The organism is Streptomyces sp. NBC_01233, from assembly GCF_035989305.1.
Taxonomy (GTDB): Bacteria; Actinomycetota; Actinomycetes; order Streptomycetales; family Streptomycetaceae; genus Streptomyces.
In genome coordinates, this window is record NZ_CP108514.1 from 7,621,721 (window position 1) to 7,637,010 (window position 15,290).

15 protein-coding genes are annotated in these 15,290 nt (G+C 71.3%); 10 read left to right on the forward strand and 5 right to left on the reverse strand.

From position 1 onward, the window contains the following. Position 1: 1 nt before the first annotated feature. From OG332_RS35615 to OG332_RS35625, 3 genes are read right to left on the reverse strand one after another with little or no spacing between them, the layout of a single operon-like run. Complete coding sequence (locus OG332_RS35615; RefSeq protein WP_327417317.1) at positions 2 to 901, reverse strand: ABC transporter permease; 900 nt, start codon at positions 899 to 901, stop codon at positions 2 to 4. Beyond that, the gene (locus OG332_RS35620) at positions 898 to 1,851 is read right to left on the reverse strand and encodes an ABC transporter permease (protein WP_327417318.1); all 954 of its coding nucleotides are present in this window, start codon (positions 1,849 to 1,851) and stop codon (positions 898 to 900) included. Before OG332_RS35620 ends, OG332_RS35615 begins: the two co-directional genes overlap by 4 nt. Next, positions 1,848 to 3,482: an ABC transporter substrate-binding protein gene (locus tag OG332_RS35625; protein ID WP_327417319.1), complete on the reverse strand. Its 1,635-nt coding sequence runs from the start codon at positions 3,480 to 3,482 to the stop codon at positions 1,848 to 1,850. Before OG332_RS35625 ends, OG332_RS35620 begins: the two co-directional genes overlap by 4 nt. A 131-nt stretch (positions 3,483 to 3,613) precedes the next feature. Here OG332_RS35625 and OG332_RS35630 point away from each other — a divergent pair, with 131 nt between their 5' ends. Further along, positions 3,614 to 4,726 (forward strand): LacI family DNA-binding transcriptional regulator, encoded by a 1,113-nt coding sequence (locus tag OG332_RS35630; RefSeq protein WP_327417320.1) that lies wholly within the window; start codon positions 3,614 to 3,616, stop codon positions 4,724 to 4,726. On the opposite strand, the gene OG332_RS35635 is transcribed toward OG332_RS35630, so the two are convergent. Then, positions 4,693 to 6,330, reverse strand: coding sequence for an amidohydrolase (locus tag OG332_RS35635; protein ID WP_327417321.1), 1,638 nt, complete (start codon positions 6,328 to 6,330; stop codon positions 4,693 to 4,695). The two genes, OG332_RS35630 and OG332_RS35635, sit on opposite strands and share 34 nt — an antisense overlap. A 91-nt stretch (positions 6,331 to 6,421) precedes the next feature. Here OG332_RS35635 and OG332_RS35640 point away from each other — a divergent pair, with 91 nt between their 5' ends. The 5 genes from OG332_RS35640 (at position 6,422) to OG332_RS35660 (ending at position 10,726) form a co-directional block, all read left to right on the forward strand. Then, positions 6,422 to 7,132 (forward strand): TetR/AcrR family transcriptional regulator, encoded by a 711-nt coding sequence (locus OG332_RS35640; protein ID WP_327417322.1) that lies wholly within the window; start codon positions 6,422 to 6,424, stop codon positions 7,130 to 7,132. 297 nt (positions 7,133 to 7,429) lie between these two features. Beyond that, positions 7,430 to 8,824, forward strand: a complete 1,395-nt coding sequence (locus OG332_RS35645) for an NAD(P)/FAD-dependent oxidoreductase (protein ID WP_327417323.1) — start codon at positions 7,430 to 7,432, stop codon at positions 8,822 to 8,824. A gap of 186 nt (positions 8,825 to 9,010) precedes the next feature. After that, entirely contained in the window at positions 9,011 to 9,295 is a 285-nt protein-coding gene (locus OG332_RS35650; RefSeq protein ID WP_327419587.1) for a hypothetical protein, read from the forward strand. A gap of 45 nt (positions 9,296 to 9,340) precedes the next feature. Next, positions 9,341 to 10,414, forward strand: coding sequence for a 5'/3'-nucleotidase SurE (gene surE, locus OG332_RS35655; RefSeq protein ID WP_327417324.1), 1,074 nt, complete (start codon positions 9,341 to 9,343; stop codon positions 10,412 to 10,414). A gap of 51 nt (positions 10,415 to 10,465) precedes the next feature. Further along, entirely contained in the window at positions 10,466 to 10,726 is a 261-nt protein-coding gene (locus OG332_RS35660) for a carboxylesterase family protein (RefSeq protein ID WP_327417325.1), read from the forward strand. Here OG332_RS35660 and OG332_RS35665 read toward each other — a convergent pair. Beyond that, complete coding sequence (locus OG332_RS35665; RefSeq protein WP_327417326.1) at positions 10,715 to 11,128, reverse strand: MarR family winged helix-turn-helix transcriptional regulator; 414 nt, start codon at positions 11,126 to 11,128, stop codon at positions 10,715 to 10,717. The genes OG332_RS35660 and OG332_RS35665 overlap by 12 nt on opposite strands. 179 nt (positions 11,129 to 11,307) lie before the next feature. On the opposite strand from OG332_RS35665, the gene OG332_RS35670 reads away from it, so the two are divergent. From OG332_RS35670 to OG332_RS35685, 4 genes are read left to right on the forward strand one after another with little or no spacing between them, the layout of a single operon-like run. Next, positions 11,308 to 12,219, forward strand: a complete 912-nt coding sequence (locus OG332_RS35670; RefSeq protein WP_327417327.1) for an SDR family oxidoreductase — start codon at positions 11,308 to 11,310, stop codon at positions 12,217 to 12,219. 1 nt (position 12,220) lies between these two features. Beyond that, positions 12,221 to 13,108: an amidohydrolase family protein gene (locus OG332_RS35675; RefSeq protein WP_327417328.1), complete on the forward strand. Its 888-nt coding sequence runs from the start codon at positions 12,221 to 12,223 to the stop codon at positions 13,106 to 13,108. Positions 13,109 to 13,136: 28 nt separating this feature from the next. Continuing rightward, positions 13,137 to 14,690 carry an acyl-CoA synthetase gene (locus tag OG332_RS35680; RefSeq protein WP_327417329.1) on the forward strand — a complete coding sequence of 518 codons (1,554 nt, stop codon included), beginning with the start codon at positions 13,137 to 13,139 and terminating at the stop codon, positions 14,688 to 14,690. A gap of 54 nt (positions 14,691 to 14,744) precedes the next feature. Then, positions 14,745 to 15,203, forward strand: coding sequence for a MaoC family dehydratase (locus OG332_RS35685; protein ID WP_327417330.1), 459 nt, complete (start codon positions 14,745 to 14,747; stop codon positions 15,201 to 15,203). Positions 15,204 to 15,290 lie beyond the last annotated feature (87 nt).

Sequence of the window (15,290 nt, forward strand, 5' to 3'; positions counted from 1 at the left end):
TTCACCGTTCACGCCTCGCGATCCGGTCGGCGAGTCCCTCGCCGACGATGCCGAACGCCACCACGGCGAGCACGATGCACGCCGAGGGGGCCAGGGCGGGCAGCATCGCCCCCTGCTGGACGGCCGACTGGCCTTCGTTGATCATGGCTCCCCAGTCGGCGGTCGGCGGTTGCACGCCGAAGCCGAGGAAGGAGAGCGCCGCCAGGTCCATCAGCGCGTATCCGAAGTTCATCGCGGACTGGGCGAAGACGGTCGGGGCGATGTTCGGCAGCAGGTGGCGCAGGCAGACGTTCCAGCCGGAGAAGCCCTGCACCCGGTACGACTCGATGTACGGGCGGGCCTTCTCCTGGCGTGCGATCCCGCGCACCAGCCGTCCCACGTACGGCGTGTAGGCCACCGACATGGCGATCACCGGTGCGGTCATGCCGGAGCCGACGGCGGACACGAGCAGGATCGCGAGCAGCAGGCCGGGGATCGCGAAGGCCATGTCCATCGAGCGGGACAGGACCGAGTCCGCCCAGCCGCCGCGCCAGGACGCCACGACGCCGAGCAGGGTGCCGAGGAGGGTGGAGACCACGACGACGAGCAGCGGGCCGAGCAATCCGGTGCGGGCGCCGTGGATCAGCCGGGACAGGACGTCCCGCCCGGACTGGTCGGTGCCGAGCAGGTGCTCGGCGGAGGTTCCGGCTAGCGGCGAGGTGAGGTCGAGGACCTCGGGGTCGTACGGGGAGAGGACGGGGGCGAGCACGGCGACCAGGACGAGTGCGGCGAGCACCGCGACCGAGGCCGTGAACATCGGGCCCTGGCCGAGCCTGCGCAGGAAGCGCAGGCTCGGCCGACGGCGCAGCGGCGTGGGCGCCGCGCCGGCCGGGGAGGCCGCGGAGGGTGTGGTGAGGGTCATGAGGAGCCTTCCCCGTGGAGGGACAGCCGGGGATCGATGAGGGGAGCGAGCAGGTCCACGGCGAGGTTCACCAGGACGAAGGCCGTCACGCTGAGCAGCGTGATCGCCTGGACGACGGCGAAGTCCTTGGCGGTCACCGACTGCACGAGCAGGGAGCCGAGCCCGGGCACGTCGAAAGCGGTCTCGACGATCGAGGTGCTGATGAGCAGCCCGGCGAGCATCGTGCCGCCGACGGTGACGACCGGACCCAGGGCGTTGCGCAGCACGTGCTTGCGGACCACGGTCCGCGGTGCGACACCGCGGGCGTGGGACACCTCGACGTGCTCGCGGCCGAGCTCGTCGAGCATCGCCGAGCGGGTCACCCGGGCGAGCAGACCCGCGAAGGTCAGCGCCAGGGCGAAGGCCGGCAGCGTCAGGTGGTACAGCCGGTCCGAGAAGCCCACGGGAGTGCCGCCCGGCCCCGGGAACCAGCCCAATTGGACGGCGAAGAGTGATACGAGCCCGATGGCGGTGACGAACGAGGGGGTCGCCGTGGCCACGCCGGTGACGACGAGCACCGCGCGGTCCAGCACGCCGGGCCGCAGCGCTGCGAGGATGCCGCCCGCCACACCGAGAACGGCGACCAGCAGGGCCGCGTACCCGACGAGCACGGCGGTCCCGGGCAGCCGGGAGCCGATGAGTTCGGTGACGTCCTGGTGGAACTGCGCGGAGCGGCCGAAGTCGCCGCGCAGGACACCGCCCAGCCACTTCACGTACTGCACTGGCAGCGGGTCGTTCAGGTGGTACTGGGCGCGCAGGGCCGCCACGGCCTCAGGGGTCGCGGGGCGGCCGTGGAGCAGGAACGACACCGGGTCGCCGGGGGCCAGGTGGATGGAGCCGAAGACCACGAGAGAGGTCACGAACAGCACCGTCACCAGGCCGAGGAGCCGTCCGACGAGGTAGCGGGTCATCGCTTCGCCGCCCCGATCGACGCGGCCCACGGGTAGTACAGCTGCACGATCCCGGTCGGCGCGCCGGTCACCCGGTTGCTGAGGAAGACCGAGTAGGGCGCCTCGTACACGGGGATGATCGGCAGTTCGCGCAGCGCGATCCGCTGGAGCTCGGCGGTCCCGTCCGCGCGCGCGGCGGGGTCGGGCTCCGCGTTGGCCCGGTCGAAGGCGGCGTCGTACTCGGCGTTCGTCCAGCTGCCGTAGTTACCGAAGTCCCCGGTGCGCAGGTACTGGTAGAACTCCAGCGGGTCGGGGGTGTTGTCGTATCCGTTGGTGATGACCAGGTCGAGGCCGGCGCGCGCGTTCGGGTCGACGAAGATGCTGCTGTACGCGTCGGGGGCGACGACCTTGAGCTGGACGTCGAGGCCGATCTGGCGCCCCGCGGCCTGGACGGCGTTGGCGACGACGCTGATCTCGGGCGCGAGCGTGCTGGTGGCCAGGGTGATCGTGCGGCCGGTCGCTCCGGCCTCCTGGACGAGCTTCTTCGCGGCCGCGACGTCGTACACCGGCTCGGGCAGGGTGTCGTAGAGCGGGGCGGTCTTCTCCGGGGCCAGTGCCCAGGCGCCGCGTGCGGCGGGGGCCTTGGCGGGTACGCCGATGCCGGCGGCGGCGGCCTTGACTATGTTCTTCCGGTCGAGCGCCATGGACAGGGCCTGGCGGACCTTGAGGTCACCGAGCGTGCCCTGGAAGTTGAGGACGGCCAGGTTGGACGCGGCGTTGTTGGGGCCGAACAGCACGCTCCCCTTGCCGCTGGAGCGCAGCTTGGCGAGGGAGGCGGAGGGCACCATGTATCCGCCGTCGGCCGTGTCGGAGAGGAAAGCGTTGGCCCGGGCGGCCGGGTCCTCGATGAAGGTGAACTTCACCTGCTCGGACTTGGGGATGAGCGACCGGTCCCAGTAGTCGGGGTTCTTCTTGAGGGTGATGCTCTCGCCCTGGGCCCACTGGTCGAGGGCGAACGGGCCGGTGCAGTTGACCGTGCCCTTGGGCGTGCCGTAGTCCTTGCCGGCCTTGGCCAGGGTGGCCGCGCTCTCGATGGTGCCGGGCGAGGCGGCCATGAGTTCGTTCAGGAGGACGTCCGGCCGGGAGAGCCGGAGGGTCACTTCCAGGGGGCCGGTCTTCTCGATGGCGGTGACGTTCTTGAACGCCGAGCCCCAGGGCGATCCGGTCGCCGGGTCCATCTGGCGCTTCAGGGAGGCGACCACGTCGTCGGCGGTCATCGTCGTCCCATCGTGGAACTTCACGTCGGGCCGCAGGGTGTAGACCAGCGTCCGGGGGTCCGGCTGGGCGTACTTGACCGCGAGACCGGGTTCGATCTTCATGTCGGGCGTGACCCGCAGGAGCTGGTCGCAGACGTTGGCGAGCACGGTGTTCGGCGGGTAGTCGTAGGCGAGGGCGTAGTCGAGCGTGTAGGGCTCGGCGTACAGGGACCAGGTGAAGGAGTCCAGGGAGCCCTGCGCGGGCGGCGAGGTGGCGGTGACCTGGTAGCTGCCGCCGTCGGCGGTTTGGTGGGTGGAGGCGCCGGAGCAGGCGCTGGTGGTGGCCGCGAGTGCGGCGGTACAGGCGAGAAGAGTGATGATCCTGGGCGTGCGCATGCAGACCCACCCCTTTACGGGTGTAGTGACGGGCGCTGGGGGATGGAGCGAGTATTGATGCGGGAACGTTCCCGCACAAGACTTTGCGGGAACGGTTTTGCAGAGGTCGCGAGGGTGGCAGCATCACCCCCATGACCGATGTTTCACGGTATGACGGGGCCCCCTCGCAGCCCGCCCAGCGCGTCCGGCTCGTCGACGTGGCCCGCGAGGCGGGACTGTCCAAGACGACTGTCTCGGCGGCGCTCAACGGCACCGGACGGCTCTCCGACGAGGTACGGGAGAAGGCCCGCGAGACCGCGCGCGTCATGGGCTACCGGCCCAACGCCACCGCGCGCCAACTGCGCACGGGGCGGGCCCGGCTGATCGGATACATGGTCGGGGAGCTTGCCGACACCCCTTGGTCCTTCCTGGAATCTCCGTACTTCGCCAGGCTGACCGGAGCCACCGCCGCGACCGCGCTGAAGCGTGGATACGCCGTGGTGCTGCTGCCCGCCGGCTCCCTGCAGAGCGAGTGGGCCGGCCTGCCGCTGGACGCGGTGGTCGTGGCCGACCCGGTCGTGGCCGACCCGGTCGTCGACGACCTGCTCGCCGCCCGGATCCCGGTGTTCAGCGACCGCTCCGTCGAGGGGCGGCCGGGTGCGTACTGGGTGGACGTCGAGGCCGGGACGGCCGTGTGCGGGACCATGGACCACCTCCTGGAACAAGGGGCTCGGCGGCCTGCGCTGGTGCTGCCCGACAGCGCGACCCGGTTCCATACGGGGGTGCTCGCCGCCTACCGCGACTGGTGCGCCGCGCACGGCGTGGCGGAGCGGGTCGTACACGCCGGGGACCCGGGCAACGGTCCGGTCGTAAGGGCGGTCGAGACCGCCCTGGCGGGTGACGGTGAGGGGCCGGACCGCGTGCGCCCCGACGCCCTCTTCGTCGTGGCCGAAGCGAGCCCGCCCCTCGTCCTGGCGGCGGCGCGCCGCCAGGGCTATGAGGTCCCTGGCGATCTGCTGCTCGTCTGTGTCAGCGAGGACGTGACGGCGGAGCACACCGAGCCGCCGGTGACGACGCTGAGCTTGCGGCCCGAGGCGATCGCGGTGGCCGGCATCGAACTCCTCGTGGCGGTCCTGGAGGACGGGCGCCGGGAGTCGGCCGGGGTGCTCGTGCCGACCCGGCTCGACGTACGGGCATCCTCGGTGCGGCGCCCTCAGGCGGTGCCGCACCTTCAGACGGAGTGGACGAGCCTGCCGCCGACGTAGGTTCGCTCCACCCGGGCCTCGGCGATCTCCTCCGGGGGCGCCGCGAAGATGTCGCGGTCCAGTACGACCAGGTCGGCGAGGTGGCCTGGGCGCAGGCTGCCCGCATCGTCGAGGCCGTTCACATGGGCGGAGCCGGCCGTGTAGGCGGCCAGCGCGGTCGCGAGGTCGAGGCGCTGTTCGGGCAGGAAGACCCGGTTGTCGGCGGTGGCCTCGGGATCCTTGCGGTTGACGGCGACGTGGATGCCCTCAAGGGGGTCGGGGCTACTGACGGGCCAGTCGCTCCCGGCGGCCAGGGTGGCGCCGGCCCGCACCAGATCGCCGAAGGGGTACTGCCAGGCGGCGCGTTCGGGGCCGAGGAAGGGGATGGTCAACTCGTCCATCTGCGGTTCGTGCGCGGCCCAGAGCGGCTGGATGTTGGCGATGGCGCCGAGCCGGGCGAAGCGGGGGAGGTCGTCGGGGTGCACGACCTGGAGGTGGGCGAGGTGGTGGCGGTTGCCGCGCGGGCCGTTGGCGGCGACGGCGGCTTCGAGTGCGTCGAGGGCCTCGCGGACGGCCCGGTCGCCCAGGGCGTGGAAGTGGATCTGGAATCCGAGGGCGTCTAGTTCGGCGGCATACCCGCGCAGCGCCATCGGCTCGACGAAGCTGAGGCCGGTGTTGGCCGTCGCGCAGCCGCAGCCGTCCAGGTACGGGGCGGTCATGGCGGCCGTGAAGTTCTCGGCGATCCCGTCCTGCATGATCTTCACGGAGCCGGCCCGGAAGCGGCCGTGGCTCAGCTTCTCCCGCAGCGCGACCAGTTCCTCGATCTGCTCGGCGCCGCGGTCCCGGTCCCACCAGAGCGCGCCGGTCACCCGGGCGGTGAGCGATCCGTCCCGGGCGGCGCTCACGTAGGCGTCCGAGGGATCGGGCTTGCCGCCGAATACGCCGAGCAGCGCGTCCTGCCAGCCGGTGATGCCGAGCGAGTGCAGCAGTTCCTGGGCTCGCAGGAGGCCGACCAGCCGGTCGGCGGGGGTGCCCGCGGGCACAAGCCGTGAGACCAGTGCGGTGGCGCCCTCCTGGAGCACTCCACTGGGACCGCCGTCCGGCTCCCGTTCGATGCGGCCGTCGGCCGGATCGGGGGTCTCGGCGGTGATCCCGGCGAGCTCGAGCGCCCGGGTGTTGGCCCAGGCGCCGTGGTGGTCCCGGTTGACGAGGAACACCGGCCGGTCCGGGAGTACGGAGTCCAGCAGTTGGCGGGTGGGCAGGCCTCCGTCGAAGCTCTCCATCGACCAGCCGCCGCCGGTGATCCACGCGTGGTCCGGGTGGGCGTCCGCGTACGCCCGGATCCGGGTCAGGTACTCCGCGACGCCGACCGTCCCCGTCAGATCGCATTCGGCCAGCTCCGTACCGCCGTAGACGGCGTGGATGTGGGCGTCCTGGAACCCCGGGATCAGCAGCTTGCCCGTCAGGTCGACGACCTCGGTGCGGGGGCCGATGAGCTCCCGGACCTCGTCTTGGCCGACGGCCGCGATCCGGTCGCCGACGACGGCGAGCGAGGTCGCCCGGGTGCGGGCCGGATCGACGGTGAAGACGGGGCCGCGGGTGAAGACCAGATCGGCCTTGTCCATACGGAGCTCCAGTGCATGAGGCGACGGTTGGTGGAGACATGGAAGCGGGACGGCCGTTTACACGTCAATGGTGTTGACGTAAGGTCCGGCCATGGCCGAACGAGTGATTCCAGAAGGCGGGCGTCGGCGTCACCGACCTACCAAGCAGGGCGCCGTACTCTCGGAACGGCTGATCATCGACACAGCCCTGCGCCTGGTCGCGCAGCACGGCGCGGTGGCGCTCTCGGCGCGCAGGCTCGGCGCGGCGCTCGGCGCGGATCCCAGCGCCCTCTACCGCTACTTCCGCAACACCGACGCCCTGCTCCTCGCCCTCTCCGACGAGCTGATCGGCCGTGCGCAGGAGGGCTGGTCGGCCACTGGTGACTGGCGGAGCGACCTGCGGGCCATCGGGCTGCGCATCCACGCCTCCTACCAGTCCAACCCCCAGGCCGCGCTCCTCACGGCCCACCGCACGACAGGGCGCCCCCACGAGACGCGGGCCGTGGAGGCGATCCTCGGCATCCTGCGTTCCGGAGGTTTCCCGGACGCCCTCGCCGTGCGGATCTACCACGCCTTCGTCGACCAGGCCCTGGCCTTCGCCGCCCAGGACGCTGCCGCGCTCGCCCTGCCGGAGGCGGCGCGGGAGTCGGACGAGGAGGTCTGGCACGCGGTGTACGGCAGGCTGTCGCCCGAGACCCACCCGAACATCGCGGCGACCTTCCCGCTGCTCGCCGCCGACATGCGCGACAGCGGTTACCCCTTCGCACTGGATCTGATGCTCGGCGCGGCGGCGGCGCTCCGCCCGGCGGCGGACGGCGGCTGACCGGTGGCCTCGGCCGAACGCCGAGCACCTGCCCGAACGGTGGCCCGCCGCACGCGCAGAGGCGCTGATCAGCGGGCTCGCCGCACGTTTCGAACCCAGGGCGCGGCGGACCGCGCAGGAGATCCTCGACAACTGGGAGGCGCAGGGGGCGCCCGGAGAGCAGGGGCCGCCTGGCTCCGGCGCGCTGGGGCCAGTTTATGTCAACACCATTGACCTTGTTGCGTGCCGAAGGGTCTCATGGGCGGCACCTCGGAGGGTCCGTGCGCTCGGACGCCTCCGCGATCCGAAGGAACCCCCATGGACCACCTCACCTCGCTCAGGGACGCCGAGCCCCGCCCGTTCTGGCTCGACGACCCCCGCCGCCCGCAGGCCGCCCCCGCCCTCGTCGGGGCCACCACCTGCGACCTGCTCGTCGTCGGGGGCGGTTACACCGGCCTGTGGACCGCCCTCCTCGCCAAGGAGCGCGACCCCTCCGCCGACGTGGTGCTCATCGAGGCGGACGAGACCGGCGGCGCCGCCTCCGGCCGCAACGGCGGCTTCTGCGAGTCCAGCCTCACCCACGGCCTGCACAACGGCCTCCAGCGCTGGCCCGGGGAGATCGACCTCCTGGAACGGCTCGGGCGGGAGAACCTCCAGGCCATCGAGGACGCCGTAGACCGCTACGGGATCGACTGCGACTGGGAGCGCACCGGCTCCATCGTGGTGGCCACCGAGCCCTACCAGCTCGCCGGCCTCGTGGAGGAGGCCGAGGCCGCCGCCCGCTACGGGGGCAAGCCCGTCCTGCTCGACGGCGAGGCCGTCCGGGCCGAGATCGACTCCCCGACCTTCCTGGGCGGCATGTGGAACCAGCACGACACCGCCATGGTCAATCCGGCAAGGCTCGCCTGGGGACTCAAGAGTGCCTGCCTCGCCCTGGGTGTGCGGATCCACGAGCACACCGCGGCCACCTCGCTCGCCGAGCACGGGGCCGTGATCGGCGTCCGTACCCCCTACGGCCGGATCACCGCGCGTCGCGTCGCGCTCGCCACCAACGCCTACCCCTCCCTGGTCCGGCGCCACCGCCCGTACACCGTCCCCGTGTACGACTACGCGCTGATGACCGAGCCGCTGACCTCAGAGCAGCTCGCCTCCGTCGGCTGGACGCGCCGCCAGGGCTTCGCGGACAGCGCGAACCAGTTCCACTACGTCCGGCTCTCCGCGGACAACCGCATCCTGTGGGGCGGATACGACGCCGTCTACCGCTACGGCGGCCGCGTCCGCGCCGAACACGACCGGCGGCCCGAGACCTTCGCCACTCTCGCCCGCCACTTCTTCACGACGTTCCCGCAGTTGGAGGGTGTGCGCTTCACCCACAGCTGGGGCGGAGCCATCGACACCAGCACCCGTTTCTGCGTGTTCTTTGACACGAGTCACCAAGGGAAGGTCTCCTACGCCGCCGGGTTCACCGGCCTCGGCGTCGGCGCCAGCCGCTTCGGCGCCGAGGTGATGCTCGACCTCCTGGCGGGCGAGCGCACCGAGCGCACCGACCTGGAGATGGTCCGACGCAAGCCCCTGCCGTTCCCGCCCGAGCCGGTCCGGTCCCTCGGCATCGGCATCACCAAGTGGTCCATGGCCCGCGCCGACCTCAACCAGGGCCACCGCAATTTGTGGCTGCGCAGCCTCGACCGCTTCGGCCTCGGCTTCGACAGCTGACGCTCCGCCGCACTGCCCGTTCCCCGTGCGGCCCTCCTCGTCGGAGCGGTCGGCTACGACGGCCTGTACATCGTCGCCGCGTTGATCAAGCTGCTCGGCGCCGCCTCGGTGATCCCCATCAAGACGGTCCGCTGAGGGCCGGGGCACGAACCACCACCCCACCCCTCTTCCGGAGCACATACAGCCATGAGCTCGATCTCCCCGCCCCGCAACGACGGCCACCCCTACCAGGACCCCGCCCGACCCGTGGACGAGCGAGTCGCCGACCTCCTTGCGCGGATGACGCCGGAGGAGAAGGCCGGACTGATGTTCCACAGCATCACGGCGCTGGAGGACGAGGAGTACGCCCCGGGGGAGACCGGCGCCCCGTTGAACCACCGGGTGACCGGTACCGGCCCCCACGGGCCGGTACCTGCCCCCGGGTCCAGCCGCGGTCCTGCCGGGACCGCGACGCCGGGCGGCGTGACCTGACCAGCGCCGCCCGGCGTACCTCTCCGAGCCGAAGGGACACCGTTCATGCCCTCCACCCGCCGCAGACTCGCCGTCGCCACCACCGGGGCCGCACTGCTCGCCGCCTCGGGCGTGACCGCCTATGCCGCACCCGGCCACGGGGCGCCCGCACCGGGCGCCCGGCCCCTCGCCGGCCTGCGCGTCCTGATCTCCAACGACGACTCCATGCAGGCGGCCAAGAAGAGCAATTCCGACGGACTCGGCCTGTACGAACTGCGCCGCGCGATGTGCGCGGCCGGCGCGGACGTGGTCGTCATCGCCCCGTGGCAGGTCCAGTCCGGCAAGGGCACCGCCGTCACCAATGGAGGGGTCCTCACCGCTCAGCGCCGCACCGCGCTCCCCGTCGGCTACGAGAACGACTGCACGGGCGCGCCCGCCAAGGGCGCGGTCTTCGAGGTCTGCCTTTCCGAAGGCCCCTGCGGTGGCGACTCCCCGAGCGCCACCCCCGCCGACACGGTCAAACTCGCCCTGCGCGGAGCCCTGAAGGCCAAGACCGGCTGGGACCGAGCCCCCGATCTCGTCCTCACCGGAATCAACTCCGGCCCCAACGTGAGCGCCCAGGTCAACGACTCTGGAACGGTCGGAGCCGCGATCGCCGCGATCGACGAGGGCGTTCCGTCCATCGCCTTCTCCTCCGAGGGCGACGAGAGCAACACCTTCTTCCCCCAGGAGAACTACCGCGCGGCCGCCGGGTTCGGTGCCGGTCTCGTCGCGGGCCTGGAGCAGCGGGGCCTGCTGACCTCCGAGTTCGCGCTCAAGGTCGACTACCCGGACATCAGTACCGGTACGCCCGCCGGCCCGCCGCGCTGGACGAGCGTCGGGCACGGCAAGGTCGTCTGGCACGCCTACGAGCAGGTGGGCGAGGACTCCTTCGCCATCGGCCTCGGCTTCTGCGAGGAGCGGCCCGGCGACCCGTGCAGCGAGAGCGTCTGGGATGCCGACTCCTCGGCCCTCTTCCGGGACGGCCGGATCTCCGTGACACCGCTGACCTCCGACCGCACGTACGGAGCGAAGATCCCGCACCCGGCGACGCTGCAGAAGATCCGCCGCCACGTCGAGGACGCCGCGCCGCGCCGCTGACCCGGCCGCCGAACCTTCCCTTCCCGAGCACCTACCCCGACAGGAGATCCCATGACCGGCGATCCCCTCGTCCGCACCGGCCACGGACCGGTGCGAGGCGAACGCCGCGCGGACGGAAGCCTCCGCTTCCTCGGCATCCCGTACGCCCGCCCCCCGGTCGGCGAGCTCCGCTTTGCCACCCCCGTGCCCCCTGTGCCCTGGACCGAGCCGCTGGACGCCACCGCGTACGGCCCGACGGCCCAGCGCCGCCCGTTCGCCGAGGTCACGACCATCCCCGAGCCCATCAGCTCATTTTCGGAGTCAGGCGAGTGATCGCCACGTGCGGTTCAACGCCTCCCGGAACTGCTCGACCTCCTCATCGGTCAGGTCGGCGACCATGCGCCCTTCGAGTCCGCGAGCCGGCTCGGCGTACTCCTCGAGCAGTCGGCGCCCCGCGTCGGCGAGCAGGATGAGGCGCTCACGGCGGTTGGCGGGGTTGGGTTCGCGATGGATCAGGCCGCGGCTCTCCAGCGCGCGGACCATGTCCGCCATGGACTGGGCGGTGACGAAGGAGTCGCGGGCGAGCTGCGCGGCGGAAATGCCGTCGTGCCGCTCCAGCACGGTGAGCGCGGTGTACTGCAGCGCCGTGATGCCGGCGGGCTTGAGCAGCTCCTCCAGGCGGGCCCGCACCGCCAGCTCGGTCCTTTTGACCAGGTAGAGCAGCGAGGTGCTCACGTTCGTCCTCCATGGTGACGGCCGGTCGGGTGCCGCCGGGACGGCGACGCGTACCACTCTAGAGCATTGACAGGAATCCTGTTGATTGCCCAGACTGCCGTTCATCAGGATTCCTGTCGATCCCGGCTCGTTGCCGGCGCCTTCGGCATCCCCTACCTTGCTCACGAAAGGCACCCTCCATGGATCTGCACGGGAAAGTCGCCGTCGTCACCGGCAGCGGGCGCGGCCTCGGGCTGGGATACGCCCAGGCCCTCGCCGCGGCCGGAGCCGCCGTCGTCGTCAACGACGTCGACCAGAACGCGGTCGACGCCGCCGTCGCCACGATCACGGCCGCGGGAGGCAGGGTGGTCGGCGTCGTGGCGGCGGTGGGCGACAGTGCGGCGGCCGAGGAACTGGTGGACACGGCGGTGCGGGAGTTCGGGCGCCTGGACGTGCTCGTCACCAACGCCGGCATTCTGCGAGACCGCGTGTTGTGGAAGATGACCGACGAAGACTTCGACGACGTCGTCCGCGTGCACCTGCGCGGCACCTTCACCTGCGCCCGCGCGGCCGCCGTCCGTATGCGGGAGCAGGGCGCCGGCGGCCGGCTCGTCCTCATCTCCTCGCCGGCGGGTCAGCGCGGCAACTTCGGCCAGACCAACTACGCCGCCGCCAAGGCGGGCGTCGTCTCCATGGCCCGCACCTGGGCCATGGAGCTGGGCCGCGCCGGCATCACCGTCAATGCTGTCGTCCCCGTCGCCGCCACCGAGATGACCAAGACCATCCCGGCCTTCGCGCCGGTCATCGAGGAGGCCGAGCGCACGGGCAGCCCCCTGCCCGACTGGCTGCGCAAGGACAAGGGCCTCGGCACCGTCGAGGATGTCGCCGGCCTGATCACCTTCCTGGCCTCGGACGCCTCCGACGGAGTGACCGGGCAGGCGATCGGCATCGGCGGCGACCGGCTGGCACTGTGGGCGCACCCCAAGGAGAAGGCGGTCGCCTTCGCCGACGGGGGCTGGAGCGCCGACATGATCGCCGCCCTCTGGCCGGGCGGTGTAGGGGCCGAGGCGGAGACCTTTGGCATTCCGGCGCCCCAGGCTCCGGTGGCATGAGATGGGTGACCTCACGCTCGACCTGGACCGGCTGACGGCCATCGACGTGCACACGCACGCCGAGGTCTCCAAGGACGGCCACGGGGCGCTGAGTCCCGAACTGTTCGGCGCCTCCGAGAAGTATTTCAAGGCCCACGGCCACCGGCAGCCGACCATCGAGGAGATGGCCGCCCACTACCGCGAACGGCGCATGGCCGCTGTGGTGTTCACCGTCGACGCCGAACACGCCACGGGGCACCCGCGGATCTCCAACGAGGAGATCGCGGAGAGCTGCGCCGCCCATGCGGACGCGCTCATCCCCTTCGCAAGCATCGACCCGCACAAGGGCCGCGCGGGCGCGCGCGAGGCGCGGCGCCTGGTGGAGGAACATGGCGTCCGCGGCTTCAAGTTCCACCCCAGCATCCAGGCGTTCGCCCCGAACGACCGGATGGCCTATCCGCTGTACGAGGCCATCGAGGAACTCGATGTGCCCGCATTGTTCCACACCGGCCAGACCGGCATCGGCGCAGGCGTCCCGGGCGGCGGCGGCATCCGGCTGAAGTACTCGAACCCGATGCTGGTCGACGACGTAGCCGTCGACTTCCCCGAACTGCGAATCATCCTTGCCCACCCCTCCTTCCCCTGGCAGGACGAGGCCCTGGCGGTGGCCACCCACAAACCGCACGTGTACATCGACCTGTCCGGCTGGTCCCCGAAGTACTTCCCTCCACAGCTCGTCCGTTATGCCAACACCCTGCTCAAGGACAAGGTCCTCTTCGGCTCCGACTACCCCGTCATCACCCCCGACCGGTGGCTGGCCGACTTCGAGAAGCTCGACATCAAGCCCGAGGTCCGGCCGAAGATCTTCAAGGAGAACGCGGCCCGCCTGCTCGGCCTGCTCAGGGACTGAAGGAACTGAAGAAACCGAAGGAGTCGCCGTGTTGAACCAAGGCATCGGTTCTTGGCCCACGCGCCGGGCCCGCAAGACCCCGGACCGGGTCGCCCTCGTCCACGAGGACCGCTCCTGGACCTACCGCGAGCTCCACCAGCGCGTCCTGCGCCTCGCACACTCCCTGCGGGAGCTGGGAGTGGCCCGGGGTGACCGGATCGCGTACCTCGGCCCCAACCACCCCGCCTTCCTGGAGACGCTGTTCGCCGCCGGCCTGCTCGGGGCGGTCTTCGTCCCGCTCAACACCCGTCTGGCCGCCCCGGAACTGACGTACAACCTGTCCGACTCGGGCAGCGTCGTCCTTGTCCACGCGCCGGAGCAGGCCCGGGCCGCACGCGCGGCGGCCGACGAGGCCGCAGTGCGGCACCGGATCGCGCTCGACGGGCCCGACGAGGGGGTCCTCGGCTACGAGGAGTTCCTCGCCGGCGGAGCTGCCGTGCCCCTGGACGAGAGCGTGGCGCCGCAGGACACCTGCGTGATCATGTACACCTCCGGGACCACGGGCCGCCCCAAGGGCGCCGTCCTCTCCCACCACAACATCATCTGGAACAGCGTCAACGTCCTCGTCGACACCGACCTCACCGGCGACGAGGTGACCCTGGTCGTCGCCCCCCTGTTCCACACCGCAGGCCTCAACATGACCTGCCTGCCCACTCTCCTCAAGGGCGGCCGGGTGGTGCTGCTCGGTGCCTTCGATGCCGAACGCGTACTGGAGACCATCGAGAACCAGCGTGTGACGTACATGTTCGGCGTCCCCACGATGTACGACGCCATGGCCGCCCGGCCCCGCTGGGCGACGACGGACCTGTCCAGCCTGCGCACCCTCAACTGCGGCGGCGCACCCGTTCCCGCACGCACCATCGCCACGTACCTCGCCCGCGGCCTCGCCTTCAGCCAGGGCTACGGCATGACCGAGGCGTCTCCCGGAGTCCTCTTCCTGGACAGGGAGCAGACCTCGGCCAAGGCCGGCTCCGCGGGCGTGCCGCACTTCTTCACCGACATCCGCGTGGTCCTGCCCGACGGCCGGGACGCCGAACCCGGACAGCGTGGTGAGGTCCTCGTCCAGGGCCCCAACGTCATGACCGGCTACTGGGGCCGGCCGGAGGACACCGAGGCAGCCTTCGCCGCCGGCGGCGAAGGCCACTGGCTGCGCACCGGCGACGTCGCCCGGACCGACTGCGACGGGTACGCCTACATCGTCGACCGGGTCAAGGACATGTTCGTCTCGGGCGGCGAGAACGTGTACCCGGCCGAGGTCGAGGATGCGCTCCTCACCCACCCGGCCGTCGCCGAATGCGCGGTCATCGGGGTGCCCGACCCGGTCTGGGGCGAAGTCGGCCGCGCCGTCGTCATCCTCAGGCCCGGAGCTCGCGCCGACGAGCACGGCATCCTCGGCCACCTGCACGGAAGGCTCGCCAAGTACAAGATCCCCAAGTCCGTGGTCCTCACGGACACCCTGCCCCGCACGGCCTCCGGAAAGATCATCAAGCCCGCCGTGCGCGACACCCACGCGGGCGGTCCCGCAGACCACCCCCACCGCTGAAGCCCCGCTCGCAGGCCGCACTCAGCGCTGCCTGCGCCACCGAAAGGTCCCTCCATGCCGACCATCGCCAACGGCCTCGACGAACTCAAAGCCCTCAGCGGAGCCGACCTCGGCCGCACCGAATGGCTCGACATCACCCAGAAGCGGGTGAACACCTTCGCCGACGCCACCGACGACCACCAGTGGATCCACACCGACCCAGAGAAGGCGAAGGGCGGCCCCTTCGGCGGCCCCATCGCCCACGGCTACCTCACCCTCTCCCTCATCATTCCGCTCTTCGGTGAGCTGCTCACCATCACCGGCGTCTCCATGAGCGTCAACTACGGCCTGGACAAGGTCCGTTTCCCCAGCCCCGTCCCGGTCGGCGTGAAGATCCGACTGCACGGCGCCGTCGGGACTGTGGAGGAGGTCAAGGGCAACGGCGTCCAGATGTCGCTGACGTTCACCGTGGAGGTCGAGGGCAGCGATAAGCCGGCCTGCGTGGCCCACGCCGTCTACCGCCACTACGCCTGATCGTCCCAACTCACGCAGGGCCGTTGCCGCGTCCGCCGCCGCACGAGGGAGGCCCTTTCCCGGACCACGGGTGGACCGCACGCATTC

Coding starts and splice junctions, on each gene's coding strand:
- OG332_RS35615 (WP_327417317.1), bottom strand. CDS start 901: ATGACCCTCACCACACCCTCCGCGGCCTCCCCGGCCGGCGCGGCGCCC.
- OG332_RS35620 (WP_327417318.1), bottom strand. CDS start 1,851: ATGACCCGCTACCTCGTCGGACGGCTCCTCGGCCTGGTGACGGTGCTG.
- OG332_RS35625 (WP_327417319.1), bottom strand. CDS start 3,482: ATGCGCACGCCCAGGATCATCACTCTTCTCGCCTGTACCGCCGCACTC.
- OG332_RS35630 (WP_327417320.1), top strand. CDS start 3,614: ATGACCGATGTTTCACGGTATGACGGGGCCCCCTCGCAGCCCGCCCAG.
- OG332_RS35635 (WP_327417321.1), bottom strand. CDS start 6,330: ATGGACAAGGCCGATCTGGTCTTCACCCGCGGCCCCGTCTTCACCGTC.
- OG332_RS35640 (WP_327417322.1), top strand. CDS start 6,422: ATGGCCGAACGAGTGATTCCAGAAGGCGGGCGTCGGCGTCACCGACCT.
- OG332_RS35645 (WP_327417323.1), top strand. CDS start 7,430: ATGGACCACCTCACCTCGCTCAGGGACGCCGAGCCCCGCCCGTTCTGG.
- OG332_RS35650 (WP_327419587.1), top strand. CDS start 9,011: ATGAGCTCGATCTCCCCGCCCCGCAACGACGGCCACCCCTACCAGGAC.
- surE (WP_327417324.1), top strand. CDS start 9,341: ATGCCCTCCACCCGCCGCAGACTCGCCGTCGCCACCACCGGGGCCGCA.
- OG332_RS35660 (WP_327417325.1), top strand. CDS start 10,466: ATGACCGGCGATCCCCTCGTCCGCACCGGCCACGGACCGGTGCGAGGC.
- OG332_RS35670 (WP_327417327.1), top strand. CDS start 11,308: ATGGATCTGCACGGGAAAGTCGCCGTCGTCACCGGCAGCGGGCGCGGC.
- OG332_RS35675 (WP_327417328.1), top strand. CDS start 12,221: ATGGGTGACCTCACGCTCGACCTGGACCGGCTGACGGCCATCGACGTG.
- OG332_RS35685 (WP_327417330.1), top strand. CDS start 14,745: ATGCCGACCATCGCCAACGGCCTCGACGAACTCAAAGCCCTCAGCGGA.